22 protein-coding genes and 1 pseudogene are annotated in these 22850 nt (G+C 70.5%); 11 read left to right on the plus strand and 12 right to left on the minus strand.

Annotation, left to right across the window (positions count from 1 at the left end; all coding sequences use genetic code 11):
• Positions 1-25 precede the first annotated feature (25 nt).
• Positions 26-1345 carry a DegT/DnrJ/EryC1/StrS family aminotransferase gene (locus tag STRTU_RS07410; protein WP_159742812.1) on the plus strand — a complete coding sequence of 440 codons (1320 nt, stop codon included), beginning with the start codon at positions 26-28 and terminating at the stop codon, positions 1343-1345.
• Between the two features lie 148 nt (positions 1346-1493).
• Complete coding sequence (locus STRTU_RS07415) at positions 1494-1715, plus strand: alpha/beta fold hydrolase (RefSeq protein WP_371873566.1); 222 nt, start codon at positions 1494-1496, stop codon at positions 1713-1715.
• An 18-nt stretch (positions 1716-1733) separates the two neighbouring features.
• Here the strand turns inward: STRTU_RS07415 and STRTU_RS07420 are convergent, their stop codons facing one another.
• From STRTU_RS07420 to STRTU_RS07430, 3 genes are all read right to left on the minus strand, one after another.
• The gene (locus tag STRTU_RS07420) at positions 1734-2585 is read right to left on the minus strand and encodes a dienelactone hydrolase family protein (RefSeq protein ID WP_159742813.1); all 852 of its coding nucleotides are present in this window, start codon (positions 2583-2585) and stop codon (positions 1734-1736) included.
• Between the two features lie 318 nt (positions 2586-2903).
• Complete coding sequence (locus STRTU_RS07425; protein ID WP_246240208.1) at positions 2904-4688, minus strand: ATP-binding SpoIIE family protein phosphatase; 1785 nt, start codon at positions 4686-4688, stop codon at positions 2904-2906.
• A 333-nt stretch (positions 4689-5021) separates the two neighbouring features.
• Positions 5022-5723 carry a class I SAM-dependent DNA methyltransferase gene (locus STRTU_RS07430; RefSeq protein WP_371873567.1) on the minus strand — a complete coding sequence of 234 codons (702 nt, stop codon included), beginning with the start codon at positions 5721-5723 and terminating at the stop codon, positions 5022-5024.
• Positions 5724-5849: 126 nt separating this feature from the next.
• Here STRTU_RS07430 and STRTU_RS07435 point away from each other — a divergent pair.
• From STRTU_RS07435 to STRTU_RS07465, 7 genes and pseudogenes are all read left to right on the plus strand, one after another.
• A pseudogene (locus tag STRTU_RS07435) lies at positions 5850-6020 on the plus strand (transposase); the annotation flags it as partial.
• Positions 6021-6041: 21 nt separating this feature from the next.
• A complete protein-coding gene (locus STRTU_RS07440) occupies positions 6042-6335 on the plus strand; it encodes a hypothetical protein (protein ID WP_246241342.1) in 294 nt (97 codons plus the stop codon).
• Positions 6336-6477: 142 nt separating this feature from the next.
• Entirely contained in the window at positions 6478-7404 is a 927-nt protein-coding gene (locus STRTU_RS07445; RefSeq protein WP_308789365.1) for an immunity 49 family protein, read from the plus strand.
• A gap of 307 nt (positions 7405-7711) precedes the next feature.
• Positions 7712-9211, plus strand: a complete 1500-nt coding sequence (locus STRTU_RS07450; protein ID WP_246240212.1) for a zinc ribbon domain-containing protein — start codon at positions 7712-7714, stop codon at positions 9209-9211.
• A 27-nt stretch (positions 9212-9238) separates the two neighbouring features.
• On the plus strand, positions 9239-9610 hold the full coding sequence (locus STRTU_RS07455) for a hypothetical protein (protein WP_159742817.1): 372 nt from the start codon (positions 9239-9241) through the stop codon (positions 9608-9610).
• A gap of 76 nt (positions 9611-9686) precedes the next feature.
• The gene (locus tag STRTU_RS07460; RefSeq protein WP_246240214.1) at positions 9687-10409 is read left to right on the plus strand and encodes a hypothetical protein; all 723 of its coding nucleotides are present in this window, start codon (positions 9687-9689) and stop codon (positions 10407-10409) included.
• A 92-nt stretch (positions 10410-10501) separates the two neighbouring features.
• Complete coding sequence (locus STRTU_RS07465; RefSeq protein WP_159742818.1) at positions 10502-10963, plus strand: hypothetical protein; 462 nt, start codon at positions 10502-10504, stop codon at positions 10961-10963.
• 12 nt (positions 10964-10975) lie between these two features.
• On the opposite strand, the gene STRTU_RS07470 is transcribed toward STRTU_RS07465, so the two are convergent.
• The 5 genes from STRTU_RS07470 to STRTU_RS07490 form a co-directional block, all read right to left on the minus strand.
• Entirely contained in the window at positions 10976-11245 is a 270-nt protein-coding gene (locus tag STRTU_RS07470) for a zinc-binding dehydrogenase (protein WP_308789393.1), read from the minus strand.
• A gap of 276 nt (positions 11246-11521) precedes the next feature.
• Entirely contained in the window at positions 11522-12208 is a 687-nt protein-coding gene (locus STRTU_RS07475; RefSeq protein WP_159742819.1) for a response regulator, read from the minus strand.
• Positions 12201-14042 (minus strand): histidine kinase, encoded by a 1842-nt coding sequence (locus tag STRTU_RS07480; protein ID WP_159742820.1) that lies wholly within the window; start codon positions 14040-14042, stop codon positions 12201-12203. Before STRTU_RS07480 ends, STRTU_RS07475 begins: the two co-directional genes overlap by 8 nt.
• A gap of 260 nt (positions 14043-14302) precedes the next feature.
• Positions 14303-15205, minus strand: a complete 903-nt coding sequence (locus tag STRTU_RS07485) for a serine hydrolase (RefSeq protein WP_159742821.1) — start codon at positions 15203-15205, stop codon at positions 14303-14305.
• Entirely contained in the window at positions 15202-16134 is a 933-nt protein-coding gene (locus STRTU_RS07490) for a LysR family transcriptional regulator (RefSeq protein WP_371873568.1), read from the minus strand. The genes STRTU_RS07485 and STRTU_RS07490 overlap by 4 nt, the downstream gene beginning before the upstream one ends.
• 139 nt (positions 16135-16273) lie before the next feature.
• Here STRTU_RS07490 and bla point away from each other — a divergent pair, with 139 nt between their 5' ends.
• Positions 16274-17230, plus strand: coding sequence for a class A beta-lactamase (gene bla / locus STRTU_RS07495; protein WP_159742823.1), 957 nt, complete (start codon positions 16274-16276; stop codon positions 17228-17230).
• A 23-nt stretch (positions 17231-17253) separates the two neighbouring features.
• On the opposite strand, the gene STRTU_RS07500 is transcribed toward bla, so the two are convergent.
• Positions 17254-18501: an MFS transporter gene (locus STRTU_RS07500; protein ID WP_159742824.1), complete on the minus strand. Its 1248-nt coding sequence runs from the start codon at positions 18499-18501 to the stop codon at positions 17254-17256.
• A gap of 85 nt (positions 18502-18586) precedes the next feature.
• Here STRTU_RS07500 and STRTU_RS07505 point away from each other — a divergent pair, with 85 nt between their 5' ends.
• Positions 18587-19171 carry a TetR/AcrR family transcriptional regulator gene (locus STRTU_RS07505; protein ID WP_159742825.1) on the plus strand — a complete coding sequence of 195 codons (585 nt, stop codon included), beginning with the start codon at positions 18587-18589 and terminating at the stop codon, positions 19169-19171.
• Positions 19172-19201: 30 nt separating this feature from the next.
• On the opposite strand, the gene STRTU_RS07510 is transcribed toward STRTU_RS07505, so the two are convergent.
• From STRTU_RS07510 to STRTU_RS07520, 3 genes are all read right to left on the minus strand, one after another.
• Positions 19202-20290: a glycosyltransferase family 2 protein gene (locus STRTU_RS07510; RefSeq protein WP_159742826.1), complete on the minus strand. Its 1089-nt coding sequence runs from the start codon at positions 20288-20290 to the stop codon at positions 19202-19204.
• Between the two features lie 278 nt (positions 20291-20568).
• A complete protein-coding gene (locus STRTU_RS07515) occupies positions 20569-22122 on the minus strand; it encodes an MFS transporter (RefSeq protein ID WP_159742827.1) in 1554 nt (517 codons plus the stop codon).
• Complete coding sequence (locus tag STRTU_RS07520; RefSeq protein ID WP_159742828.1) at positions 22119-22706, minus strand: TetR/AcrR family transcriptional regulator; 588 nt, start codon at positions 22704-22706, stop codon at positions 22119-22121. The genes STRTU_RS07515 and STRTU_RS07520 overlap by 4 nt, the downstream gene beginning before the upstream one ends.
• Positions 22707-22850: the final 144 nt, after the last annotated feature.

Consider the following 22850-nt stretch of genomic DNA (forward strand, 5'->3'; position numbering starts at 1 on the left):
CGCCGACGGCGATCTGGGGGAACTGATGCTGGACAAGAGTTACGTCGTGCCCTGGGGGAAGCGGGGCAGCCTGTCGACCGACGCCGAGGCCGCCGTGCTGGCCGAACTCGTCCACGAGAGCACCCCGTTACCGGCCGGCGCCCGGCGCGAACGGTTCGAGCGCTCCTTCGCCGCGTCGGTCGGCAGCCGGCACGCGATCTCGGTGAACAGCGGAGCCGTCGCCCTGCACATGGCGATCCGGATGCTCGACCTGGCCCCCGGCGACGAGGTGATCGCCACCCCACAGACCCACCGCGCCACCGTCCAGCCGCTGCTCGACTACGACGTACGGGTCCGGTTCTGCGATATCGACCCCACCACCCTGACTCTCGACCCGGCCGCGCTGGCGGCGCTGATCACCCCGCGCACCCGGGCCCTGCTGCTGGTGCACTACGGCGGCTGCCCCGCCGAGATGGACACGGTCATGGCACTGGCCCGGCGCCACGGCTTCCTGGTGCTGGAGGACTGTGTGCACGCCCTGGGCGCCCGCTACCGAGGCCGCAGCCCCGGCTCCCTGGCGGACCTGGCCACCTTCAGCCTCCGGAACGCCAAGACCAGCACCGTGCTCGGCGAGGGCGGTCTGATCACCTGCGACCGGGACGATTGGGCAGAGCGTCTGCACCGGCTGCGCACCCATGACATGGATGCCCGGACCGCGCGCCCGGGGCCGGCTGCGGGCCTGGGGCCGGGGCGGGACGGGCTGTCGGGGCCGGGGCCGGGCGTGCTCCCGGGGACCTCGTATGCCATGCCCCTCCAGCGCGGCTGCGTACGGCGGCCCGGCAGTGACGCGACGATGCCGGAGGCGGTCGCGGCCCTCGGACAGGCCCAGCTCAACGGGGTCGAAGCCGCCGGAGCACGACGGCGCGCACTCGCCGGACGCCTGGACGAGGTGCTCACCCGCTACCCCTTCCTCACCCCCCAGTCGGCGCCCGCGCACAGCACCCACGCCTACCACCTCTACACCTGCCTCGTCGCCCACCAGGAGCTACGCGACCGGCTCGTCCTGGCCCTGGACCGCAGGGGCGTGGAGATCCAACTGCGGTACTTCCCCCAGCACCTGCTACCGCAATGGCGCCACCGCGGCCATCTCCGCGGCGAGTGCCCCATCGCCGAACGCAGCTGGTTCGAACAGCACCTCAATCTCCCCTGCCATGCACAGCTGACGCCGCATCAAGAGGACTACCTCATCGAGGCTTTGGACGGTGCGCTGGCAGAACTGAACGGCGGGGTACCGGCCCCGGCACCTGCCCCGTCGGCGGTGGCGGCGGTGGCGGGGGTGCCCGCGACGGCCTGCGGACGGGGGTAGCCGGGGGGCGGCGGGCCTGGCCCGGCGTGCGGCCAGGCCCCCGGCCCGTACACGACGCGCGGCGACCCCGAGATGCCCCCGCATGCGCGCCGTGGGCACCTGGTGGCCGGCAACGAGCACGACGCCTGGGACGTACTCCCCCGGATCGATGCCCCCACCCTCGTGCTGCACGGCGATCAGGACCGGGGGGCTCACGCCCGCGGCCAACGCCCCGCTGCTCACCGCCCGTATCCCACGGTCCCGGATGCACCTCTTCACGGGCGCCCGCCACGCCTCCTTCCAGGAACGCCGGGACCGGGCGGGCCAGTTGGTCAGCACCTTCCTCGCCGATCCCACGGGCCCTCCGCTCCCGGAGACGGGACACAGCTGAGGCCCTCAGGCCAGAGCCTCAGGCCGGCGCTTCCCCGTTCGGGCCCCGTTCCTGCCCCAGCAAGCGCGTACGGAAGAGGTCGAGCACCTCGTCCAGCGCCGCGCGGGTCGGCTGCCCGGGGGCGTCGATGAGGTGGTCGGTCAGTACGGAGTGCGGCGGCGACACCGGGTGCGGGTTCGCATCCGAGTCGTCCAGTTCGACGGCCGTGAAGGCCTCGCCGAGTTCGCGGCGCAGGAAGGCGAAGCGGTCGCCGGGCACGAGCCGGTCCCCGCGGAACCGGAGACCGATGACCCGAAGGCCCTCGCGTTCGCAGCGCCCCCGTACGGTGGCGAGGTCCTCGGCGGAAATATCGATGCCGCCGGCCCGGCTCCTGGTGACGGCGAGCGGCAGGGACGGCTGGGACAGGACCGGGGCGAGAAGGCGCTCGTCGGTCGCCATGGCCAGCGCGAAGCCGCCCGTGAGACACATCCCGACGGCCCCGACGCCGGGCCCGCCGCAGCGCTGGTGCTCATCCGCGGCCAGGGCCCGCAGCCAGGTCACCACCCGGGAAGACTTCCCGGTGGCCAGCACGGTGAATTCCCGGCTCACGCACACCTTTCCGATGGACGAGGCCATATAGAGCCCGCCCTTCAGCCGGCCGACGTGTGCGGGGTCGGCATCGCGGCCGGGCGTACCGAAGAGCACCGGGAGCACGGCGGTACAGCCGATGGCGGCCACCCGTTCCGCGAACTCCAGCACCTTGGGCGTGATCCCCGGTATCTCCGCCACCACGATCACGGCGGGCCCCGTGCCACGCCGCAGAACCCGGTGGGTGGTGCCGTCGTGAGTGAACGTGCCACGGTCGAAACCGGTCAGGTCATGATCTGCCATGGATACCACCGCTTCAGTCAGTAGCTGTTCGGAGGCTGGTCGATGCCACTTCCCGGCCGGGTCCCCTCCCGCACGCCCGCCCGGCGCCCTACCCGCGCGAGACTACCCGCGCCCGCCTCCCACAGCGCCCCCAGCAGCCGACTCCCCGCATTCAACTGCCTTGCGGAACACACCAGATGCGCCCGATGCACCCGATCCACCAGATGCACCCGATGCCGCTTCCCGTGACGACGGACTCTCCCCCTGCCCTACCGCCGAACCGATTCGTCCGCTGACGTTCTGACCGACCGGCCGTGCCCATGCCTTTCGGGCCGTGAACTACGTGGCCTCCGCGCCCGTTTGGCGATACTCCTCGGGTATCCGCTGCTCGAACCAGACGACCTTGCCGGTGCTCAGCATCGTCGCTCCCCAGCGCTCAGCGAGCTGGTCGACCAGGAACAGGCCGCGGCCGCCCTCGTCGCCCGTCCGCGCATGCCGCATCCGGGGAAGCTGCGGCGAGTCGTCGACCACTTCGCACCGGAGGGTCTCGGTACGGAGCAGTCGCAGGGCGATCGGCCGGGTGGCGTAGCGCACGGCGTTCGTGACCACCTCGCTGACCATCAGCTCGGTCGCGTCGAGCATCGTGCCCAGGCCCCATCGGTGCAGCGCCCTGCGGGTCAACTGCCGTGCCCGGCCTGCCGTTTGGGGCTGGGGGCTGAGGAACCAGTACGCGACGTTGTGCGGCGGGAAACCCTCGAACCGGGCGGCTATCAGCGCCACGTCATCGGCCCGTGCGTCCGGATCCAGGATGGTCAGCACGGCGTCGCAGAGCATCTCCAGGGGTGGGGACGCGAGCCCGGCGGCAGCAGCTTCCAGGCGGGTACGCAGCAGCTCCACCCCCGTCAAGACGTCCGTCGTGCGCGTCTCGACGAGGCCGTCGGTGTACAGGAGCAGCGTGGCCCCGGTAGGCGCGGGCATTTCCACGGTTTCGAACGGAATGCCGCCCACTCCGATCGGCGCCCCGGGCGGGACCTCAAGCACTTCTCCCGAACCGTCCGGATGCAGCAGTACCGGGGGCGGATGGCCCGCGTCGGCCACTTGCAGTCGCTGCGATATCGGGTCGTAGATGGCGTAGAGGCAGGTGGCCATGTGGTCGCTGCCGAGGCGCTGGGCCTGCTCGTCGAGGTGATACAGGACCTCTTCCGGCGGCAGGTCGAGCCTGGCGAGGGTCTGCACCGTAGTACGCAGCTGACCCATGATCGCGGCAGAGGTGATGGAGTGCCCCATGACGTCACCGACGACCAGCGCGACCCGGTTGCCGGGCAGCGGGATCGCGTCGTACCAGTCACCACCCGCCTGGGAGGTGCCGGACGTCGGCAGATACCGGCTCGCCAGCCGCACGCCCGTGGTCTCCGGGAGCGACGACGGCAGCATCACGAGCTGGAGAGCGTCCGCGACCGAGGCTTCAGGCCCCCGCGACATCGTGCGGTCGACGCCGAACGCGGTGTGCGTGGCGAGCTGTGAGGCGACGAGCAGGTCGTCCGCCGAGAAGGGGGGCCGGTCGGCGCCGCGCAGCAGGGCGACGGTTCCGACGAGGTGCCGGCGGCCGTAGAGCGGGGCGATGATCAGCCGTCGGCCCGGGGGCGAGGTCGGTGTCGGTGTCGGTGTCGGTGTCGGTGTCGGTGTCGGTGTCGTGAGCATGCTGGCTACGGGCTCCAGCAGCTCGGCCACCGCGGGTGCGACCTCGGGGGTGTCAGCGAACCCGGCCTCCCGGGCCAGCAGAAACTCGGCGAACCCGCCGGTGACCGTCAGAGGATTGCCCTCGGCGGCCGTCGGGGGCGGCCCGATGGCCGGGTCTTCCGGCCCTTGCGTGAGGCTGTGCAGTCGCAGGACAAGAGGCTCGGCCGCCGTCTGCCCTTCCCCGACCGGCATCGGATGACGCAGATGGAGGACGATCGTGTCGGCGAAGGCGGGAATCGCTGTCTGCCGGAGTTCTCGCAGCGTGTCGTCCAGGTCGAGGCCGCGGCCGATCCGCTGCGTCGCGGTTCCGAGGAAGCGAAGGCGGTCGGTCGAGGCGCCGGAGTCCGAGGCCACCAGGCTCTCCGCCGACTCACCGCCGGGCATGCCATCGCAAGGGCGGCTTCCGGACGCCTCGGGAGACGACGGCCGAGGCCGGGACCGGGACGGCGAAGACCGTGCTGGGGTCTCGGTCGGCTGCCGGTACGGCTGGGACCGCTCCGCGTCCGGCCGTGGCGGCGGCTGCCTCGCCGGCTGAGGCGGCGCGGTGGCGTCGGCGGGGGCGGGCCTGGCGGCCAGGTCCGGTGGAGCAGGCCCTCCCCCGGCCCCTGCGGCGAGCCTCTTGGGGCCGGGGCCGGGGCCTTGGTCGGGGGTGCGGGGCTCCATCAGTCGTTTCACCCGTCGTCCGGTGAGAGGTGCCAGGGATCTCGCGGGGCGGCCTCAGCCGCGTCGCGTGCAGTGGAGAAACAGCTGTTCCTCGGGCGGCACATCCGAGACCGCCGGAGCGTAGGTGTACGAGGACTCCTCGACGACCTCGAATCGCGCGTCCTCGATGACCTTGCGCAGGTCGTCCCGCAGATAGCCGGAGACCCGGATGGCGTGGCCGAGAAACGGGATCCTGAAGTAGTCCACATCGGCCTCCACCATCGAGAGCGTGAACAGCCCACCGGGGACCAGCAGGTCATGAACCGTCCGCAGCGCCCCCGGGATCTCCGCACGCGGCAGCATCAGCAGGGAGAAGAAGGCCACGACCGCATCGAAACGCCCCAGGTCGTGCGGACCGTCGGGCTCCAGGTCGGCGATGTCCAGCCGGTGGAAGGTTGCACCGGGCACGTACTCCCGGGCGAGCTCCACCATCCCCCGGGACAGGTCGACGCCGACCACCTCGAACCCCGCCTCCACCAGCTGCCGGGCGGTCGGCAGACCGGTGCCGCAGCCCAGATCCAGCACCCGGCCTCCGGCGGGCAGCGCCCCGATCAGCCACTCCGCCGCGGCGAGCTGCCCCTTCTTGTACGGAAACGCCTCGTCATAGCGATCCCCGATCGCGTCAAACGCCTCGGCCTGCCCCTCGCGATCGCGCCATATGCCCTCAGGAACGGTCCCGTCGCTCTCGTCATCGACCTCGATGAACCCTCTGCTCACGAAGTGCACCTCTTTTCGTGCAACCATTCGATTGTATCGAGAATGTGCGCCTTTGATCCGCTATGCCGTTGCACGAGACGGAGCGATCCGGTCATGGCGCCGAGGCCCAGGCGGAGGGGGCCGATCGTGAAGCGGGGCGATCCGACAAACGACGAGTGGGCACGACGTGCGCCGTATTTGCCGAGGTCCGGGCGCCGGGGTGGGCGCTGGAGCGAGCATCGGAAGGTGATCAGCGGGATCCTGTTCCGGATCCGTACCGGAGTCCCGTGGCGAGACCTGCCAGAGCGGTACGGGAACCGGCCCTACAGTGCCGAAGACATGACGGCTCTTGAATCCTTCACCTTCGTGCGCCACGTCGACGGCCTTCGCCACTCCTTCGAGCGCGACGGCGAGAGCCACGATCGACCTGCCTACCGCCGAACGGACGGGCAGGTGTGGTGTGTCTGGGGACCGGACGACGGCTGGCACTGCGAGCTCGCCGACGGTCTTGTCACCGCCCATCCCTTGAACCGCGACAGCGACGAACCCGAACCCCCTGCCACCGTCTGGCGCAGCTTCAAGGGCGACCGGTCCTACCTCTACGACCTCCGCCACCTCGAACCTGAAGTGTGATCCGCCGGACAGCCCTCGGCTTGAGTTTTCACCTCTGCCTGGTTTGCCCGCCGCGCGGAGCTGCTCATGGCGATTACCGGCCCCTCGGGCACGGTCGCGGCTGGGCACTGCGGTGTCAGTGCCGGCTGCCAGAATGCCGCTCATGACGATCAAGGATGTAGCCCGGCATGACGTGAGTGAGCAGCAAATTGAGCAGGCGCTGGACGGCATCGGGCGTCGGGCCCACAGCCGCTGGCACACGATGCAATACGACTGCTACTCCGACGAGCAGCTGCAGGCAATGCGCGACGAACTCCTCGACCACATAGCAGCCCGCACGGTGGCGGACCCCGAGCCCGGCACCGCCCCGTCGGGCATCGTCCTGCGCACGGCGGCCGAGTGCGCCCTGGGGCTCATGAGTCTGGGCTGCTACCCCAACGGTGATCAAGAGATCTCCTTCACCCTCGTCGGCGAGCAGCTCAGCAGCGAGGACACGGACTTCGAGGCCGTTGTCGAGCAGGCCGCAACCGCGAGGACCTGGCTGGACGCGTTCGCGCTGTCGGTGATCAGTGGCATGATCTGGGAACGGGACCTGGTCATCGGGCTGTTGCTGCGTGGCGACTATGCGCCTGACATCCACAGCGGTCTGCCGCACTCGAAGCTGCAATCGGAGTCGGACCCGGGCGAGCTGGCGGAGATGGATGCCCTGTGCGGCTACCTCACCCAGGCCGAAGGGCATCTGCCCCGGCACTGGCCGTCGGTAACGCTGTGCAAGCCGACCGCCGACGAACGCGCCGAGGCAAAGCGGCACCTGGATGCCCTCGAAGCGCTGACGCCAGATCAGCGCCTACTGCGCGCGCTCTTGGAGGACGACCAGTCGGCCTTCGAGCAGGCCCTGGAGCATCGCCTCGTCCAGCACCGGGAGAGCGCACCCACCGATGCGCCGCCCCGCAGCCTCCTGCCGCACAAGACCATCGCCCTGACCGCACTCGCAGTCCAAGTACACCACTGGGATCTGCACGTCCGATCTGCCTACCTTCCGCAGACCCTGCTGAACGCCCCGGAAGGTGTGCCGTCGATCAGCGGCTGAACCAGCGCCTGGCCCGCCTGCGGTAAAGACGATGCGGTAGTCCCACTCACCCCCCCCATCTGCACCACCCGCTTCCCGATCTGTAACGGTTCAGCCTCGAAGAGTGACTCCGACATTTGCTCAAAATGCTCTTGTGGTGCACTTGTTGGACGTGAGCCGGGCTCATGTATGTGGGGGGGGAGCGATGACGCATACGACGACATGCCCCGGATGTGGCTGGGGCGCAGCTCCGGGGGCCGCGTTCTGCAGCAAATGCGGTGCGGCCGTGGAGGCCGGCGAGGCTGGTGAGGTCGATGAGGCGGCGACCGTGACGCTGCCTCAGCAGCCTGACGGTTCTGCACCGCCCGCGCCGGCCGCGTCCACGGTGCTGCTCACCGGCCGGGCCGCCGACCGCCGCACCGGCGTGCCGCGATGGGGTAATGGCCGGGATCTGACGAGGTATTTGTGTGCGGCCGCCTATCTGGACCGCGCCTATGCCGGATCACTCATCAAACAGGTCGCCGCCGAACCCCACTTGGGGGTGGCGGCGGCCCCGGCGTGCGATATCCCCGTGGTGCTGCGGCACGCCTACCTGGCCAATGCGCGCCGTCACGGCCGGGATCTCGTACTCAGCGTCCTGCTCCTGCTGGCTTTCGTCTTCACTTTCTGGGTCGGCGACGGGGTAATCACCCTGCTGGTGCTGTTCCTTTCCTGGGTGACGGTGTTCTCCTTCGAGCTCTCGACGAAGTACGGACGCCATCTGCAGAGCCTTCGCCCGGACCGCTTCGACCCGGCGGCCGCACCGCCGCCGCTCAACAGCGATATCGCGACGCGGCTGCGCCAGATCGGCGATTACGCCGGCGGGAACGTCACCACATACAGCGGATATTCGCCCTTCATCGGTTACGGGTCCGAACTCGACTCGTGGTCCCTGACCTTCGATGTCACCACATCGAGCCGGCCGGGAGGCGAATCGCAGGAATTCGATGTGACGGAGCTCTACGCCCATATCGCGGAGCGGGTCGGCGCCCTGGCGCTGCCCTGCCTGGAGATCGAGGAGCGGCTCTTCGCCGACGGCTCGACCCTCCTGGGAGACACCCGCTTCCTGCCGGACCCCCTGGGCCGGCCCGTCGCCCGGATTCCCTTCGACCAGATCGACGCGCTGAAACGGACGCCCGAGGAAGGCGCCCGCCCGTATCTGGCCGTGCACTCCACCGGCTGGAACGGCGAGTTGGTCACCTCGCTCTTCCTTCGCTTTGTGCGCTCGGACTCCAACCTCTATGTGGAAGCCGTCCCCACGGTGCTGTGCCCGCTGCTCGACCGCTACCGGGTCATCGACACCCTGATGCCCCGCCCACCACTGGGCGAACTCGCCAAGCTGGTCTCCGAAACAGCGGTCAGCACCTTCTTCATTCTGCTCGCCGCACCCGCACGCGCCATCTCGGGATTCGCACCCGACTACGGGATGTCCCGGCGGATGCGCCGTCAGCACAAGCTGATCACCAGGCTGCGCAGTTTCGACTACGGAGCGCGGCTGAGTGTTCGTCAACAGGCGGCGGCCACACGACACCAGCGGCATTTCCAGAAGGCCGACAGCGGAATGGTCCTGAAGACGGTGGAGAAGCGGGTGCTGGACGCACTCGTCGAATTCGCCGAAGAGCGTGGCATCGACGCGGGCGAGCTGATCCAGCGTCAGCAGACCATCATCAACAACGGCATTATCGCGTCCCACGGAGCGCGAGTGGATTCCAGCTCGGTCGCCTCCGGCGACAGGTCCCGGACCGCGATGAACATCATCCATAAGATCCCGCTGCTGAAACTGGACTGAACCACCGAGAAGGAATGAGGAAACCATATGCGCAGGAACGACGGGATCATCGCCACCGGCGGCTCGAATGTCGTCGGCAACGCCGTGGCCAGCGGAAAGAACGCCAAGGCGGAGGTCCGGGACAGCGGACTGACCCAGTACGGCGACGGGCGGCAGCCGCAGCCCATGGATCTGGACAAGCTGCTCTCCCGGCTGATCGATGAGCTGGGCCGGTCGGACCACCCCGAGCGGGACGACCTGATCGAGGCCGCCGAGGACGCGCGCGAGGAGGCCACCTCGGAGGAACCGCGCAAGGGCAAGCTGAAGGTTTTCGCCAGGGCGCTCGTGGCCGCAGTGCCGGGCTTCACCGCCCTGGCTTCTCTGGCGGTGGCGATCGAAGAGGCGATCCACGGGCTGTAGCCGGACCGGCGCGAAGGCCCGGTCCGGGAACACGAGGAACAACCAGGAACACGTGGGACGACGGGGGGAGATGATCATGCCGTCCTGTAGGCACTGCGGTGCGCTCTACGAGGGTTCTGCCGCGACGCCCTGTCCGAGCTGCGGTATGCCGCGCGAGGACGGGACGCCCGCCGGCACCGGTCAGCCCGTCGGGGGCACCGGGCACGGCTATATCCGGGTGGGGCCCACCATCCTGCCGCAGTGGCTGCTGTGGCTGGTGGCGGCTCTGCTCGTGGGCGGCGGCGTGACCGCCGTCGTTCTCGCCTCGTCCGGCCCCTCGGACGACGAGACGGGCGGCCTCCTCTCGTCAACCACCCCGACCCCGGACCCGGCCACCGGCTCCCTGCCGCCCACCGACATCGGTTCCCCGCCCCCCACCGACATCGGCTCGATGCCGCCCACCTACCCCGCGTCCACGCCGCCGACCGACTTCGCAACCCCCACCCCGACCGACATCTCCCCGTCTCCCGACAACGCGAGCGCGATCGTGGAGGAGTACTACCGGGACATCAACGCCCATGACTTCTCCGCGGCTTGGGACCTCGGCGGCAAGAACATAGGCGGCACCTCGTACTCGGACTGGGTGGCGGGCTACAACACCACGGTGCGCATCGAACTCAGCGCGGTGAACAACGGCAGCCCCGGCCAGGTCAGCGCCTTCCTCCGGGCCACCCAGACCAACGGCTCGATACGGCTGTACCAGGGGACCTACACGGTGTCCGACGGCGCGATCGTCCGCGCCGACATCACCGAGCGGTGACCGCCGACGGCGTTGGCCCCGCCGGGACTGAGCCCGCCGCCCCTGGGAAGGCTCGGTGTCATCCCCGACCACTACAGAGGAGAGCCGCAGCAGTGTCCGATCAGGGTCAGCCCGTGACCTGCTCGCCGGAATGCCTTTCCCGCGCGCAGCATGCCGTCGCCACCGCGCTCTGGCACTACACGAATACGCCGTTGGCCAAGCCGTATTACGTACGTGGCTGCATTCCGGACCCGGACGACGAGGCGGCGGTGATCGTCGCACTGTGGACCGGCCCTACGGCGCGGGACAAGCGGAACCTCTTCTTTTTCGTACGCCTCATGTCCGGCGAATTGCCCGTTCCCGCGGCGCGGGTCGCCAGCGGAATGATGCGGCTGAGCCGGGGAACGCACATCTTCGGCTTCGCCGGCCGCCACTTCGACGGCAAGCGGGTTCTCCAGGGCAGCAAACTGGTCAAGGGGCGCCCCGCACCCTGCCTCTGCACGAACACCGGCGAGCCGGAGGGGCCACGGGGCTTCTACTTCGAACGGCCGGGGCAGCTGAAGCAGTACCACTGAGGGGTGTCGGGCTCACGGCATCGCGTCGGATGGAAAACGTCCACGACGCACTGCGCTGTCCACGGCAACGGCAACGGGAACGGGAACGGGAAAACGCCTGGACGTGCCATATCCGAACGGCTCCAGCGGGATCTGGAGCGGCTCCCGCGCCTCCCCGTGGTACCCGACGTTGGAAATGCGCCCGCCCGGCTTCGTGACCCGGAAGGCCGCCTCCCAGGTCTGGGGCGCGCCGAGCGCCTCGATGGCCGCGTCGACTCCCTGGCCGTCCGTCAGCTCCAGAATCCGCTCGACCGGTTCGCACTGTGTGGTCGACGATCAGGTCGGCGACGAAGCGGCGGGCGAGTTCCTGACGGGCGGGGACCGATTCGACGGCGATGATGAGACCGGCGCCGAGCAGCCGGCAGCCGATGGTGGCCGACAGCCCCACCGCGCCCTGCGCGAAGATCGCGACGGTTTCGCCCAGTTGGAGTTCCGCGTGTTCGGCGGCGACGAAACCGGTGGAGCGGGCCTGGCGACGGCCGTCGCGTCATCTTCCGCTCGTTCGGCCGACACGGCAGTTCAGCCCATGAGGCCGGCCTGGTGTGCCAGCAGCGCGGCCTGCACCCGGCTGCCGCAGCCCGTCTTTCCCAGGATCGAGCCGACATGGGTCTTGACCGTCCCCACCCCGATGCCGAGCCGCGCGCCGATCTCCAGGTTCGAGAGCCCCTCACCCAGCATGACGAGCACCTCCCGTTCCCGGTCCGTCAGACCTTGCACCCTGCTGTCCAAGGGGCCGGGCCCGCCGCCCCTGAGCATCCGCCGGACGACGGTCCCGGTGACACCGGGCGAGAGCACCGCGTCTCCCACGGCCGCGGCCCGTACCGCGCGGATCAGTTCCTCCGGCCCCTCGTCCTTCAGCAGGAAGCCGGTGGCGCCGGCGCGCAGGGCCCGGATGACGTTCTCCTCGTCGCCGAACGTGGTGAGCATGACCACCTGTGGCCGGTGTTCCAGGGCGGCGAGCGGTTCGATGGCGGCGAGCCCGTCGAGTACGGGCATCCGGACGTCGAGGAGCACCACATCGGGCCGCTCCTCGGTGGCGAGCCGGATGGCCTCGGCGCCGTTGGCCGCCTCACTCACCACTTCGATGCCCTCGGTGTGCCGGAGAATCATCCGGACGCCGTGCCGGACCATCTCCTCGTCGTCGGCGAGCAGCACCCGGATCGTGGAACCCGGCCCGGATCCAGCGGAGTTGGCCTGGTCAGTCATGCGTCCTGCTCCCACCATGAGGTTCGGTCACCATCGGAACGGTAAAACGGTCGATCGCGATCAATGTGTCGGACCGGAAGCAGTAGCGGACGATCGGCAGCCGACCGCCCTCGGGAGGATTGTCGGCGTACGGATAGCGGCACTCCGTGGCGGAGGGCGGCCGCGGCGGTTCGTGCCCCAGCGCGGCCGCGCGCACGATCCCGTCGTCCGCCGGCACGGCGCCCTTCAGCTGCTCCTTCGTCATCCCCACCCGGGGCGGTGCGGGCCGCTCGTACGCGAGCTCATAGCGTGAATGGGCCACCAGCAAGACCCCGAACACCAGCATCACCGCCACCCCGATCAGACCGAGCAGCCCGATGACGGCTCCGGCGGCGCGCCGCTGGAGGATGGCGGCTCTGCTGACGGGCTCGTCGACGCCGCCGGGCTCGTCGATGCTGCCGGGCTCATCGGCGCTCCTGGGCTTGCCGACGCCGCCGGGCTCGGCGGCGGCCATCCCCGGCCGCCCGCTGCTGTCCGACGCCGCGTCGGCCGTCCCCGCATCAGCTGCCTCCGCGTCGGCAGTCTCCGCTTCGGCAGTCTCCGCGTCCACCGTCTCCGCGGCCGGGCCGGGATCGGCGGGGATGGCGGCCACCACGGCGAAGCCGCCTCCGGGCGTCCGCCCGGCCTCCAGTGCGCCGCCGAGCAGTGCCACCCGCTCCCGCAGGCCGGCCAGCCCGCGCCCGGAGCCGAGGCCCGTCGAGGCGGCGGGCCGGGTGGGCGGCACACCGTTGCGGACCCGCACCTGCACCCGCTCGCCGGTGTGCCGGACGGTCACCGTCACATGCGCCCCGGCCGCGTACCGGTGCACATTGGTGAGCGACTCGCGCGCCACGCGATGCACCGCCCGCCGCACCCGGGCGGGCCGGGCGTCCAGATCCGCCCCCTCCCAGCACAGCTCGACCGGAATGCCGCCCCTGCGCGACTCCTCCACCAGCGCCTCGATATCCGCACGGGTACCCGTCGCATCGGTCAGCGCGCCGGTGCCGGTGTCGCTCTCCAGTGGGCCGAGGACCCCCAGCGCCTCGCGCAGCTCCTGCATCGCGTCGCGGGTGGCGCGACGCACCACGGCGGCCTCGTCCCGCAGCTCGGGCGCCTGTTTACCCAGCGCCATCTCCAGGCCGCCCGCGTGCAGGGAGACAAGGCTCAGCCGGTGCCCGACCAGATCGTGCATCTCGGCGGCGATCCGCGAGCGCTCGCGCATACGGGACTCGCTGTCCGCCAGCCGGCGCGCCTGCTCGGCGGCGGCCGCGCGCTCCCGCAGGGCCCGCAGCAGCCGACCCTGCTGACCCGCGGCGGTACCGACCAGCCCCGGCACCACGACCGTGGTCAGGGCGAGCACGGCGCCCAGCGCAAGGCCGAACAGGTTGCCGCCCACCTCCAGCGTGGGCGCGAACACCGCGCAGGTCAGCATCGTCAGGGCGGCCGCCCCGAGGATCACCCCGACCCGCTGCCGTGGCGTACGCATCTGCCGGGTCGCGGTGTAGGCGGCCACCGCGGTCAGCAGCGCCGCGGAGGGCGCCGCCCCCGTCAGCGCGGCCAGCCCGACCGCACAGGCCACCGGAAACCGGCGCCGGACCAGCACCAGCGCGGCGCCGAGAATCGCCAGCGCTTCCGCCGCGCCCACCAGCCGGGCCTCGACCGTCGACAGCCCCGTATGGGCGACCAGCACCAGCACCGCGGCCAGGACCGCTTCTCCCGCCGCCCGCCACCACAGCCACCGCCCGTGCTCCCCCGGCCCGGCAAAGAGGCTCCGGGAAACGGGGGGATCGGACTCGGGTGGGGCGCTGGACGGCATAACGACAATTATCGAGGGCCCACAGGGCGCACCTCTGCTTCTTGCGGGCGACCCGCCTCTGCCCAAAGACAGAGGCCGTCGCCGGACGGGCTGCGTGACGTACGTCCTGTGGGCTGACGGCGACACCGCCGCCCTGCTGCTCCCCGAGTACGGTTCCGGGCCACGGCGCTGGGACTCGCCGCGGGGTCACGCCGCGGGGCCACCGCGCAGGGCCACCCCGCCCGGCCACCCCGCCGGGACCGCATCTCGGCCGCCCCTCGCTAAAGCTGCCGGAGGTGATCGCGCAGCGCGCGGGCGACCTGGGCCATGACGGCGTCGGCGTCGGGCTGTGTGCTGGCGGGGACGAGTGACTCGGTGAGGACGGCGATGGCGAAGGCCTGACCGTCGGAGTGCTCGACGACGCCGACTTCGTGGCGGAGGTTGAGGAGGGTTCCGGTCTTGGAGGACCAGGTGGAGGCGTCGGAGCTGAAGTCCGGGGCGATGCGCTGCCGCAGCAGGTTGTCCGTCATGAGGGAGCGGACGCGCCCGGCCACCTCCGGGGGGATCGCCGACGGTGTCCACAGGGCCTGCAGGAGTTCGACGTAGGAGCGCGCGCTGCCGGAGTTCGCGCGGGTCACATCGAGCTGCGGCACCCGGTGGCCGCGGCCGCTGGTGCCGGCTTCAATCGCGAGCGCATGGGCGAGATGTGCTTCTGCGGCATCGAAGCGTTCCACGGGGGTCTCGGTCAGCTCGCGGACGGTATGCCGGACGGAGATGCCCTGGAGGCCGAACTCCCGGAGGATCTCCGCCACTTGAGCGGGCGGGGTGAGGGCGAACAACGCGTCCGCGGCCGTCCCGTCGCTCACGCTGGTGCTGAGGTATAGCAGATCGTCGACCGCGATCCGGGCGGGGTGACGGAACCGGCTCAGCCCGGTCGGGCCGGGCGAGGTGATCCGCCCGGGTTCCACCGTGAGCATCGTCGATCCGCTGAGCTCGCCCCGTCGGATGCGCTCCAGCGTCGCCAGCGCCAGCGGGATCTTCACCAGGGAGGCGGCGGGCAGCGGGGTGTCCGGATCGATGCCCAGCTCTTGCCCCGTCTGCAGGTCCCGTACGAGAAAGCAACCGTGCAGGCCGCCGTCGCGCAGCCGCTGACGCATCTCCCGCAGCAGTGCCTCGCTGCTCATGTCGTCACCGGGCCCTGCGTCGGCACGTCTCCCTCGTCGGCGCCGAGGCAGCGGGCGATGTCCTCGCCCAGACGCGCACGGATGTGGTCCGGGTGTCCGGCCGCGGCGGTGGCCAGGACGAACCCCCGGGTGAGGGTGATCTCGCCGATGGGGCGCCAGCGCAGGGCGAGTTCGCCGGCCTGCGCGGGGGAGCAGAGCAGCACATCGCGCGAGCACAGCACCTCCGCCGCGGCGGTCGTGTGGTCGGCCGCGACGGCGAGCTGGGCGGGCCGCAGACCGACGGCATCGCGCAGCCGCGTCAGCGGGTCACGGATGTGCGGCACATCGTCCTCCGGCTGGATCCAGATACGGCGGGGCTCGCCGACCGCCGCGCGCCCGCACCGCAGCGTCTCGACATAGATGCGCTTCGCGCCCGGATCCTGCGCACTGGCGAGTCCGAGCGGCACGGACCAGGTCGCCTCGTCGCGCGGGACGGCGAGCAAGGCGGCACGCACCTGCTGGGAGTGCAGGAGCTCGGCCCGCTCCGCCGGTGCCGCGGCACGGAGATCGAGGGTGACGCCGTGGCCTCGTGCGTCGGCGATGAGGCGGGCGAGGCCGGCGGTGGAGCAGATGTCGGGGACCGCGAGCCGCCAGGGCTTGAGCTTGGCCGTCTCCGCCTCGTGCTGCAGGACATCGGCCGCGAGCACCAGTCGTCTGGCGGCCGGCAGCAGATCCCGGCCGAAGGGGGTGAGAACGGCCCGCCGTGCCGTCCGTTCGAAGAGCTGCTCACCGAAGCGCTCCTCAAGGGCGGCGACGCGACGGCTGGCCACCGACTGCGACATCCGCGCGGCGGCCGCTCCGACGGTGAAACTGCCGCGCTCGCTCACGCTGACAAACGCACGGCACGCTCCCACCAGATCCACACCCCGCACCCTATGCGATTTCGGCATGGAAACCCGCATGAGCGCATTGGACTGCATAGATACCGGAACGCGAGGGTGGTCGCGGCAACGGAGGCCGTCCTGAGCAGGGCCGGCCACCACTCGTTCCCGTACGCTTCGCGTGCCCGGGATTCCCGGAGGTTTTCCCATGCACCCCACCCGAACCCGGCGCCTCATTGTCGGCGCACGACCCCGGCGCCTCCTTGTCGGCGCGCTTGCCGCACTCACCCTCATCCCCCTCACCACCGCCTGTGGCAACGGCACCACCGACACCAGCCCCGCAGCCGCCACAAAGGCCGCACACACCGATACGACGCCGAAGTCATCCGCCCGCGAGTTCAAGGCACTTGAGCGGAAATTCGACGCCCGCCTCGGCGTCTACGCCCTCAACACCGGAACGGGGCGCGAGGTCTCCTACAACGCGGACCAACGCTTCGCCCACGCCTCCACCTTCAAAGCCATGGCGGCCGGCGCCGTGCTGCGCAAGTACTCCCTGCACGGCATGGACAAGGTGATCAAGTACTCCCGCGACGATCTGGTCCCCTACTCCCCCGTGACCGAAAAGCACGTCGACACCGGAATGACCCTGCGCGAACTGTGTGACGCCGCCGTTCGCTACAGCGACAACACCGCCGCCAATCTGCTGTTCGACGCACTCGGCGGCCCCAAGGGCCTCGACTCCGTGCTCGAAGAGCTGGGCGACCACACCACCCGGATGGTCCGCCGCGAGCCGGAGCTGAACGAGTGGGCCCCGAACGACACCCGGGACACGACCACGCCCCGGGCCTTCGCCAAGGACCTGCGCACCTTCGTTCTCGGCGACGTCCTGCCCCGCCCCGAACGCGCACAGCTCACGAAGTGGCTCCAGACCAACACCACCGGAGCCACCCTCATCAAGGCCGGAGTGCCCAAAAACTGGGTGGTCGGCGACAAGACCGGCGCCGGCAGCACCTACGGCACCCGCAACGACATCGCCGTCGTCTGGCCACCCCACGCCGCCCCCATCGTCGTAGCCATCCTGTCGAACCGCACCGAGAAGGACGGCGAGCGCAACGACGCCCTGGTCGCCCAGGCGGCGTCGGTGGTGGCTGATCGGCTTTCGTAGGGGGCGGGCTGACTGGCCGGCCCCTACGGTCGCCGACCGTCGGATGGCCGTGACGGGTTCGCCATGGCCGGTATCCGGCTTCGTGGGTGGACGGCGTGGCTCCGTATGGCGGGGAGCATGATCATGAGGCCAAGGAATGCCAGTCCGGCGGCGGCTGCCGGGATCAAGCCCTGGCCGGCCGCGAGGAAGCCGCCTCCCACCGCTCCCCCCAGCGCCGCACCGACGTAGACCGCACTGCTCTGGACGGCCATGGCCTGCGCCGCCGCCTCCGTCCCCGCACGGGCGAGCATCAGGGACTGGATGCTGGGCGGCACCGCCCATGCGGCGCCCGACCAGACAACCAGCAGCACGGCGGTGAGCGCGACGGGGACCGGCCTGATGAGCCAGAGACCGGCAAAGGCCAGCATCGCCGCGCAGAACACCGTGCTCACGAGGACGAAGACCCGGCCCGGCGTGTAGCGGTCAATGAGGCGGCCGGCAGCCTGAGTCCCGAGCAGGCCGCCGATGCCCGAGCAGACCAGCAGCAGGGCGAGGACCGCTGGTGACACCCCGGAGACACCGGAGAGGAAGGGCGCGATGTACGTCTGGAAGGCCAGATTGCCCGCGACGGTCAGGATGGTGACGACGAGAATCACCGTGACGGCACCGTTGAGCAGCGAACGGACCATGTCGGGAAGGCTTTTGCGCTCCGAGACCGCGTGAGCCTCGGCGCGCGGGAGGGTACGGAGGAGCAGGAGGAGCGCGCCGATCCCCAGCAGCCCTCCGAATATGAAGGTCGCCCGCCAGCCGAGGAACGCACCGATCCACGTACCGGCCGGCACGCCGAGCAGGACCGCGCCGGTCAGACCGGTCATGACGGTGGCCAGATAGCGGCCCTGACGCTGCGGTGGCGCCTCGGCGCCGGCGGCGGCCAAGGCGGTGGGAAGGACGAGGGCAGCGGCCAGAGCAGCCAGGACACGCAGTGCCATGAGTGGTGCGTAGGTGTCCACGAGCAGGACCGCGAAATTCGCGGCTCCGAACACCGTGAGCGCTCCGCACAGGGCGCGTCTCCGTGGGATCTGGAGCGGCAGGAGCGCCCACAGCGGGGCGGCGAGCGCGTACGTGAGCGAGTACACCGTCACCAGCTGACCGGTGGCGGTCTCGGACAGTTGGACGGTGTTCGACACTGCCGGGAGAACGCCGATGACGATGTAGTCGTCCGTCTGCACAGCGAAGGCAGCAAGCGTCAGGGCCCATAGCCACAGCGGCCCGGCTCGGGTTAAGAACTTCATGGACATGAGGGTAACGGTCGTTTCCTAAACGGTGTGTCAGAGTATGGACGACGTAGAGGGAGAGCGGAGAGGGAGGTGCACGGGAGTGCCCAGACCGGCCGACCCGCAGCGTCGACGCGAGGTGCTCGACGCGGTGATCGACCAGCTCGCAGCCACGGGGATCGGTAGCTTCTCGCTACGCACACTGGCGGCGGGGATCGGCCAGAGCACCCGTGTACTGACCCATCACTTCGCCGACAAGAACGCCCTACTCACGGCCGTACTCGCCCGGCTCGACGAACGGCAGCACACGGCACTGCGGTCGACACCGGGCTGGTATGACCCCGCCGTCAAGATAGGCTCCCTCGTCCGGTCGGCGTGGGAACGCAACCTCGGCTCCGATGAGCTCGCCATGACCCAACTCTTCCGGGAGATCGAAGGACTCGCCGCCGCCGGCCGACTGCCGCTCCCCGGCGCCGGGTTCGTACGAGGGCGTGCCGAGTTCGTCGCCTCGTGCCTGGTCCGCCGCGGCCTGCCCGACAGCAGCGCCCTGATCAAAGCGACGCTGCTCAACAGCGGCTTCTCCAGCCTGCAGAGCGACTACCTCATCACCGGGGACAGGGAACGCACCGAAGCCGCCCTCGACGAACTGTGCGCGTGGATCGACTCCTGCGTGGACCAAAGGGGCTGAGCCCCTGCGTCCGTCAGGTCGTGGCGTCCGTCAGGTGCCTGCGAGCGCCGTCCGGGCCGACGCGGTATCGGCCCGTCCCTTCTCGTAGACCGTGAGTCCCCGCGCCAGGTGGAGCGGCACCAGGAGTAGTTCCACGATGAGGGCCTTCCAGGCGTAGACGAGATTGACTGCCTTGGTGGCGTAGACGCAGGGGATGTTCAACAGGACGGTGGCCAGCGGGAGTTTGCGGCGGTGGGCGGCGTAGAGGAGTGGTGGTGTTGTCAGGAGGAGTTCGGCGCCGGCCCACCAGAGGAAGGCGAGCGCGGGTGGTTGGTCGGTTGTCGCGGTGAGGACGAACGGTGTCGCCCACCACAGGGGTGCGGTGAGGATCTCCAGAAGGGCGAGCAGTACCCAGACCGCCAGCAGGGGTTTGTGCAGGATCAGCCGTCCGAGGTGGAGCCGGACGTTCTGGCAGAAGCCTGCCATCCAGCGCCAGACCTGTTTGCGCAGGTAGGTGAGGTCTTCCGGGTCGGCGGCCAGGGCTACCGCGTCGGAGACGTAGACCGCGCGTCTGCCCGCGATCTGTTGGGCCCACGTATAGTCCATGTCTTCGACGATGGTCCGTTCAGGGAAGCCGCCGAAGGCCATCAGGTCGTCGCGCCGGAAGACGGAGCAGCAACCCGAGCAGACCATGGGGCTGTTGGCACGGGCCTGAATGGGGCGGTGCCAATGGAAGCCGAAGAGGTACTCCGTGGAGCGGCCGCGTTCCCAGAGGGTGCGGGTGTGGCGGGTGCGGACCGTGCCCGCGGCGATCGAGACGCCGGGGTCGTCGAAGACGGGCATGACGGTCTCGATGTAGTCCGGCGCGAGGACGGTGTCCGCGTCGACGGCCAGTACGAGGTCGGTGGTGCAGTGCGGAAGGGCGTAATTCTGCGCTTTGGCCTTGCTGCCGAGATTGCGCGGCGGCCGCAGCACGGTCACCCCATGTGAGGCCGCCACCTCCCCCGTACGGTCCGTGGACGCGTCGTCCACCACCAGGACCCGGTCAGGCAGGACCGTTTGAGAGGCGAGGGACTCCAGCGTGGCCGGCAGCCCCTCCTCCTCGTTGTGTGCGGGCACGATGACGGTGATGGTGTGCAACTCGATCTCCCCCTGTCTTGCGCATGGCGCCGGCTACGACCGTGAGCAGTCCGATCACGCCGTAGACGATGGTGCTGATGCCGATGAACGGCAGTCCTCCGTGCATGTGACTGACGGTAGGGGGAATTGCGCCCGACGTGGTTCCGGAGGGTCCCTCCTGTGGATAACTCGCGTGACGGAGAGGCGGAGAGGCGGAGTTGGAGTCGTCGTGCGGTGCGCCGGGGGCCGGTCACGCGGCCCCCGGCAGCCAGGGGGTTGATTGTCGAGGAGGTCGAGGATCAGTCACCGGGCGTCATGGCAGGCGCTTCGGCCAGGGCGCGATTGCGCCCGCCGGTTGCCGGTGAGTGCGGGGAGTCGTCCTCGGCATCGTCGGTGGCTGTGTTGCGCGGGAGTTGGAACGCGGCCAGGGCGCCGGTCGTGGCGATGGCCGCGAGGGTCAGGAGGGTGGGGCCCATCGCGGAGAGGAAGGCTTCGCCGGTCCAGTGCGGTCCGGCAGGCGGGCGGGCGCCCGTGGTGGTGGGGGTCGTGAGCGTCACCAGCATGGTGGCGGTGGCGACGCCCAGTGTCGGGCCGATATTCATCGCGGTCTGCTGGAGGCCGCCCGCTACTCCGGCGTGGTCGGTGGACACATGGCGCACGATGACGGCCGTCGCCGTCACCATCACCGTGCCGAAGCCGGCGCCCAGCAGGAGGAATCCCCCGCCGATGGCCGGAGCCGTCGAGGTCCGGTCGAGTTGGGACAGCGCGAGGATGCCGAGCGTGAGGAGCGTCATCGCCACCACGGTCGTCCGGCGGGGGCCGTACCGGCGCTGCAGCACGGCCGAGGCCGGGGCGCTCAGCACCATCAGCACGGCCAGGGGCAGCACTCGCAAGCCGCACTCCAACGGGTCCATCGCGAGGACGTCCTGCAGAAAGTAGGTGCTGACGAACAGCGCGCCGAACAGGGCCGCCGACGCGGCGAGCAGGACGGCGAGGGCCGCGACGATGGTGGTCGAGCCGACCACGGAGAGGGGGATCAGCGGACTGGCGGTGCGGCGCTCGTGCCGTATGAAGGCGCCACAGGCGAATACGGCCGCGGCTCCGGCCAGTGAGGTGGCCACCGTCCAACCGGTTTCCGGGAGAGCGATGAGGGTGTGGACGAGACACACCAGGGTGAGCGCGAGGAGGCAGGCCCCGGGCAGGTCGAGTCGGGCGGCGGGGCGGGGGTCGGCGGCAGCCCCGTTGGCCCCGGCGGATGCCTCCCGGGCTTCCGGGACGGGCGCGGGGGCGGGGACAGGGACCCGAACCGCCAGCGCCAGTGCGCCGATCAGGCAGGCCGGCACCACGTTGAGGAAGAAGACGGATCGCCAGCCCCAGTGGGCGACCAGCGCGCCGCCGAGGACCGGGCCGGCGGCGGCCGCCAGGCCGATGGCGCTGGTTCGCAGGGCGAGGGGCATGCCGAGCCGGTCGGATGGATAGGCGGCGCGCAGCATTCCCAGGGTGGCCGGTTGCAGCAGCGCGCCGAAGATTCCCTGGACCACCCGCAGTCCGATCACCCAGCCGACGCCGGGCGCCAGGCCGATCCCCGCGGAGGTGGCGCCGAAGCCCAGGATCCCGAGGGCGAACACCTGTTGGTGGCCGTACCGGTCACCGAGCCGGCCGGCGAAGACCAGCAGACTCGCCACGGCGATGAGATAGCCCGTGCTGGTCCACTGGACCTGCCCGAACGAGGCCCGCAGATCGCGCTGCAGGGCGGGCTGCGCCACGGTCAGCACGGTGCCGTCCAGGGCGACGATCACGGCGCCGGTGATACTGCCGGTGAGGACGAGGCGTTGAAGGCGTCGGGTGGTCATCGGCCCTCCGGCCCGAGGTGCGCGTCCAGTGCGGCCCGGAGCAGCGGCTCGACATCGTCGGCGCCCGTGGCGAGTTGCAAGCTGCCCCACCTCCACAGCTGGGCGATGCCGTGCAGATTGCTCCAGAGGGCGCCCGCGACGACCGGCGATGGCACCTCGGACCGCGGCTGCGCCCGGGAGACGAGATCGACGAGCACCTGGAAGAGGGGCAGGCTGGTTTCCCGCAGGCCGAGGTGGTCGCTCTCCAACAGGTCATGACGGAACATCAGCTCGAACATGCCGCGGTGCGCCAGCGCGAAGTCGAGGTAGCCGCGCCCCAGGGCCATGAGCTGGGCGCGGGGGTCCGTCGGGTGGTCGTCGATTTCCGCCGCGACCCTGTAGGCCAGATCGGAGAACCCCTGGCGGGCGATGGCCGACAGCAGGGACAGATGGGTCGGGAAGTGGCGCCGCGGAGCCCCGTGGGAGACCCCGGCCCGGCGGGCGATCTCCCGCAACGACAGCGCCTGCACTCCCTCTTCGGTCAGCAGGTCAATCCCGGCCTGCACCAACCGGGCACGCAGGCCCGCCGCCTCTTGATCACTCATGGACACTGTCTACCGCATGGTAGTAGACAGTGTCTACTCGGTGCGTGCGCCGCCGCTGGCCGCTGCGGATAAATGCGACGGCAGGCGGGTGCGCGCGTGGCGCCCCCCGCCCCCTCCCCCTCCTCCCCCTTCGGGGGAGGGGGC

It is taken from the genome of Streptomyces tubercidicus, from assembly GCF_027497495.1.
Taxonomy (GTDB): Bacteria; Actinomycetota; Actinomycetes; order Streptomycetales; family Streptomycetaceae; genus Streptomyces; species Streptomyces tubercidicus.

Excerpts from the sequence above, each read along its gene's own strand:
- STRTU_RS07410 (WP_159742812.1), top strand. The coding sequence starts at position 26 with ATGCTGGACAAGAGTTACGTCGTGCCCTGGGGGAAGCGGGGCAGCCTG.
- STRTU_RS07415 (WP_371873566.1), top strand. The coding sequence starts at position 1,494 with ATGCCCCCACCCTCGTGCTGCACGGCGATCAGGACCGGGGGGCTCACG.
- STRTU_RS07420 (WP_159742813.1), bottom strand. The coding sequence starts at position 2,585 with ATGGCAGATCATGACCTGACCGGTTTCGACCGTGGCACGTTCACTCAC.
- STRTU_RS07425 (WP_246240208.1), bottom strand. The coding sequence starts at position 4,688 with ATGCCCGGCGGTGAGTCGGCGGAGAGCCTGGTGGCCTCGGACTCCGGC.
- STRTU_RS07440 (WP_246241342.1), top strand. The coding sequence starts at position 6,042 with ATGACGGCTCTTGAATCCTTCACCTTCGTGCGCCACGTCGACGGCCTT.
- STRTU_RS07445 (WP_308789365.1), top strand. The coding sequence starts at position 6,478 with ATGACGATCAAGGATGTAGCCCGGCATGACGTGAGTGAGCAGCAAATT.
- STRTU_RS07455 (WP_159742817.1), top strand. The coding sequence starts at position 9,239 with ATGCGCAGGAACGACGGGATCATCGCCACCGGCGGCTCGAATGTCGTC.
- STRTU_RS07460 (WP_246240214.1), top strand. The coding sequence starts at position 9,687 with ATGCCGTCCTGTAGGCACTGCGGTGCGCTCTACGAGGGTTCTGCCGCG.
- STRTU_RS07475 (WP_159742819.1), bottom strand. The coding sequence starts at position 12,208 with ATGACTGACCAGGCCAACTCCGCTGGATCCGGGCCGGGTTCCACGATC.
- STRTU_RS07480 (WP_159742820.1), bottom strand. The coding sequence starts at position 14,042 with ATGCCGTCCAGCGCCCCACCCGAGTCCGATCCCCCCGTTTCCCGGAGC.
- STRTU_RS07485 (WP_159742821.1), bottom strand. The coding sequence starts at position 15,205 with ATGAGCAGCGAGGCACTGCTGCGGGAGATGCGTCAGCGGCTGCGCGAC.
- STRTU_RS07490 (WP_371873568.1), bottom strand. The coding sequence starts at position 16,134 with ATGCCGAAATCGCATAGGGTGCGGGGTGTGGATCTGGTGGGAGCGTGC.
- bla (WP_159742823.1), top strand. The coding sequence starts at position 16,274 with ATGCACCCCACCCGAACCCGGCGCCTCATTGTCGGCGCACGACCCCGG.
- STRTU_RS07500 (WP_159742824.1), bottom strand. The coding sequence starts at position 18,501 with ATGAAGTTCTTAACCCGAGCCGGGCCGCTGTGGCTATGGGCCCTGACG.
- STRTU_RS07515 (WP_159742827.1), bottom strand. The coding sequence starts at position 22,122 with ATGACCACCCGACGCCTTCAACGCCTCGTCCTCACCGGCAGTATCACC.
- STRTU_RS07520 (WP_159742828.1), bottom strand. The coding sequence starts at position 22,706 with ATGAGTGATCAAGAGGCGGCGGGCCTGCGTGCCCGGTTGGTGCAGGCC.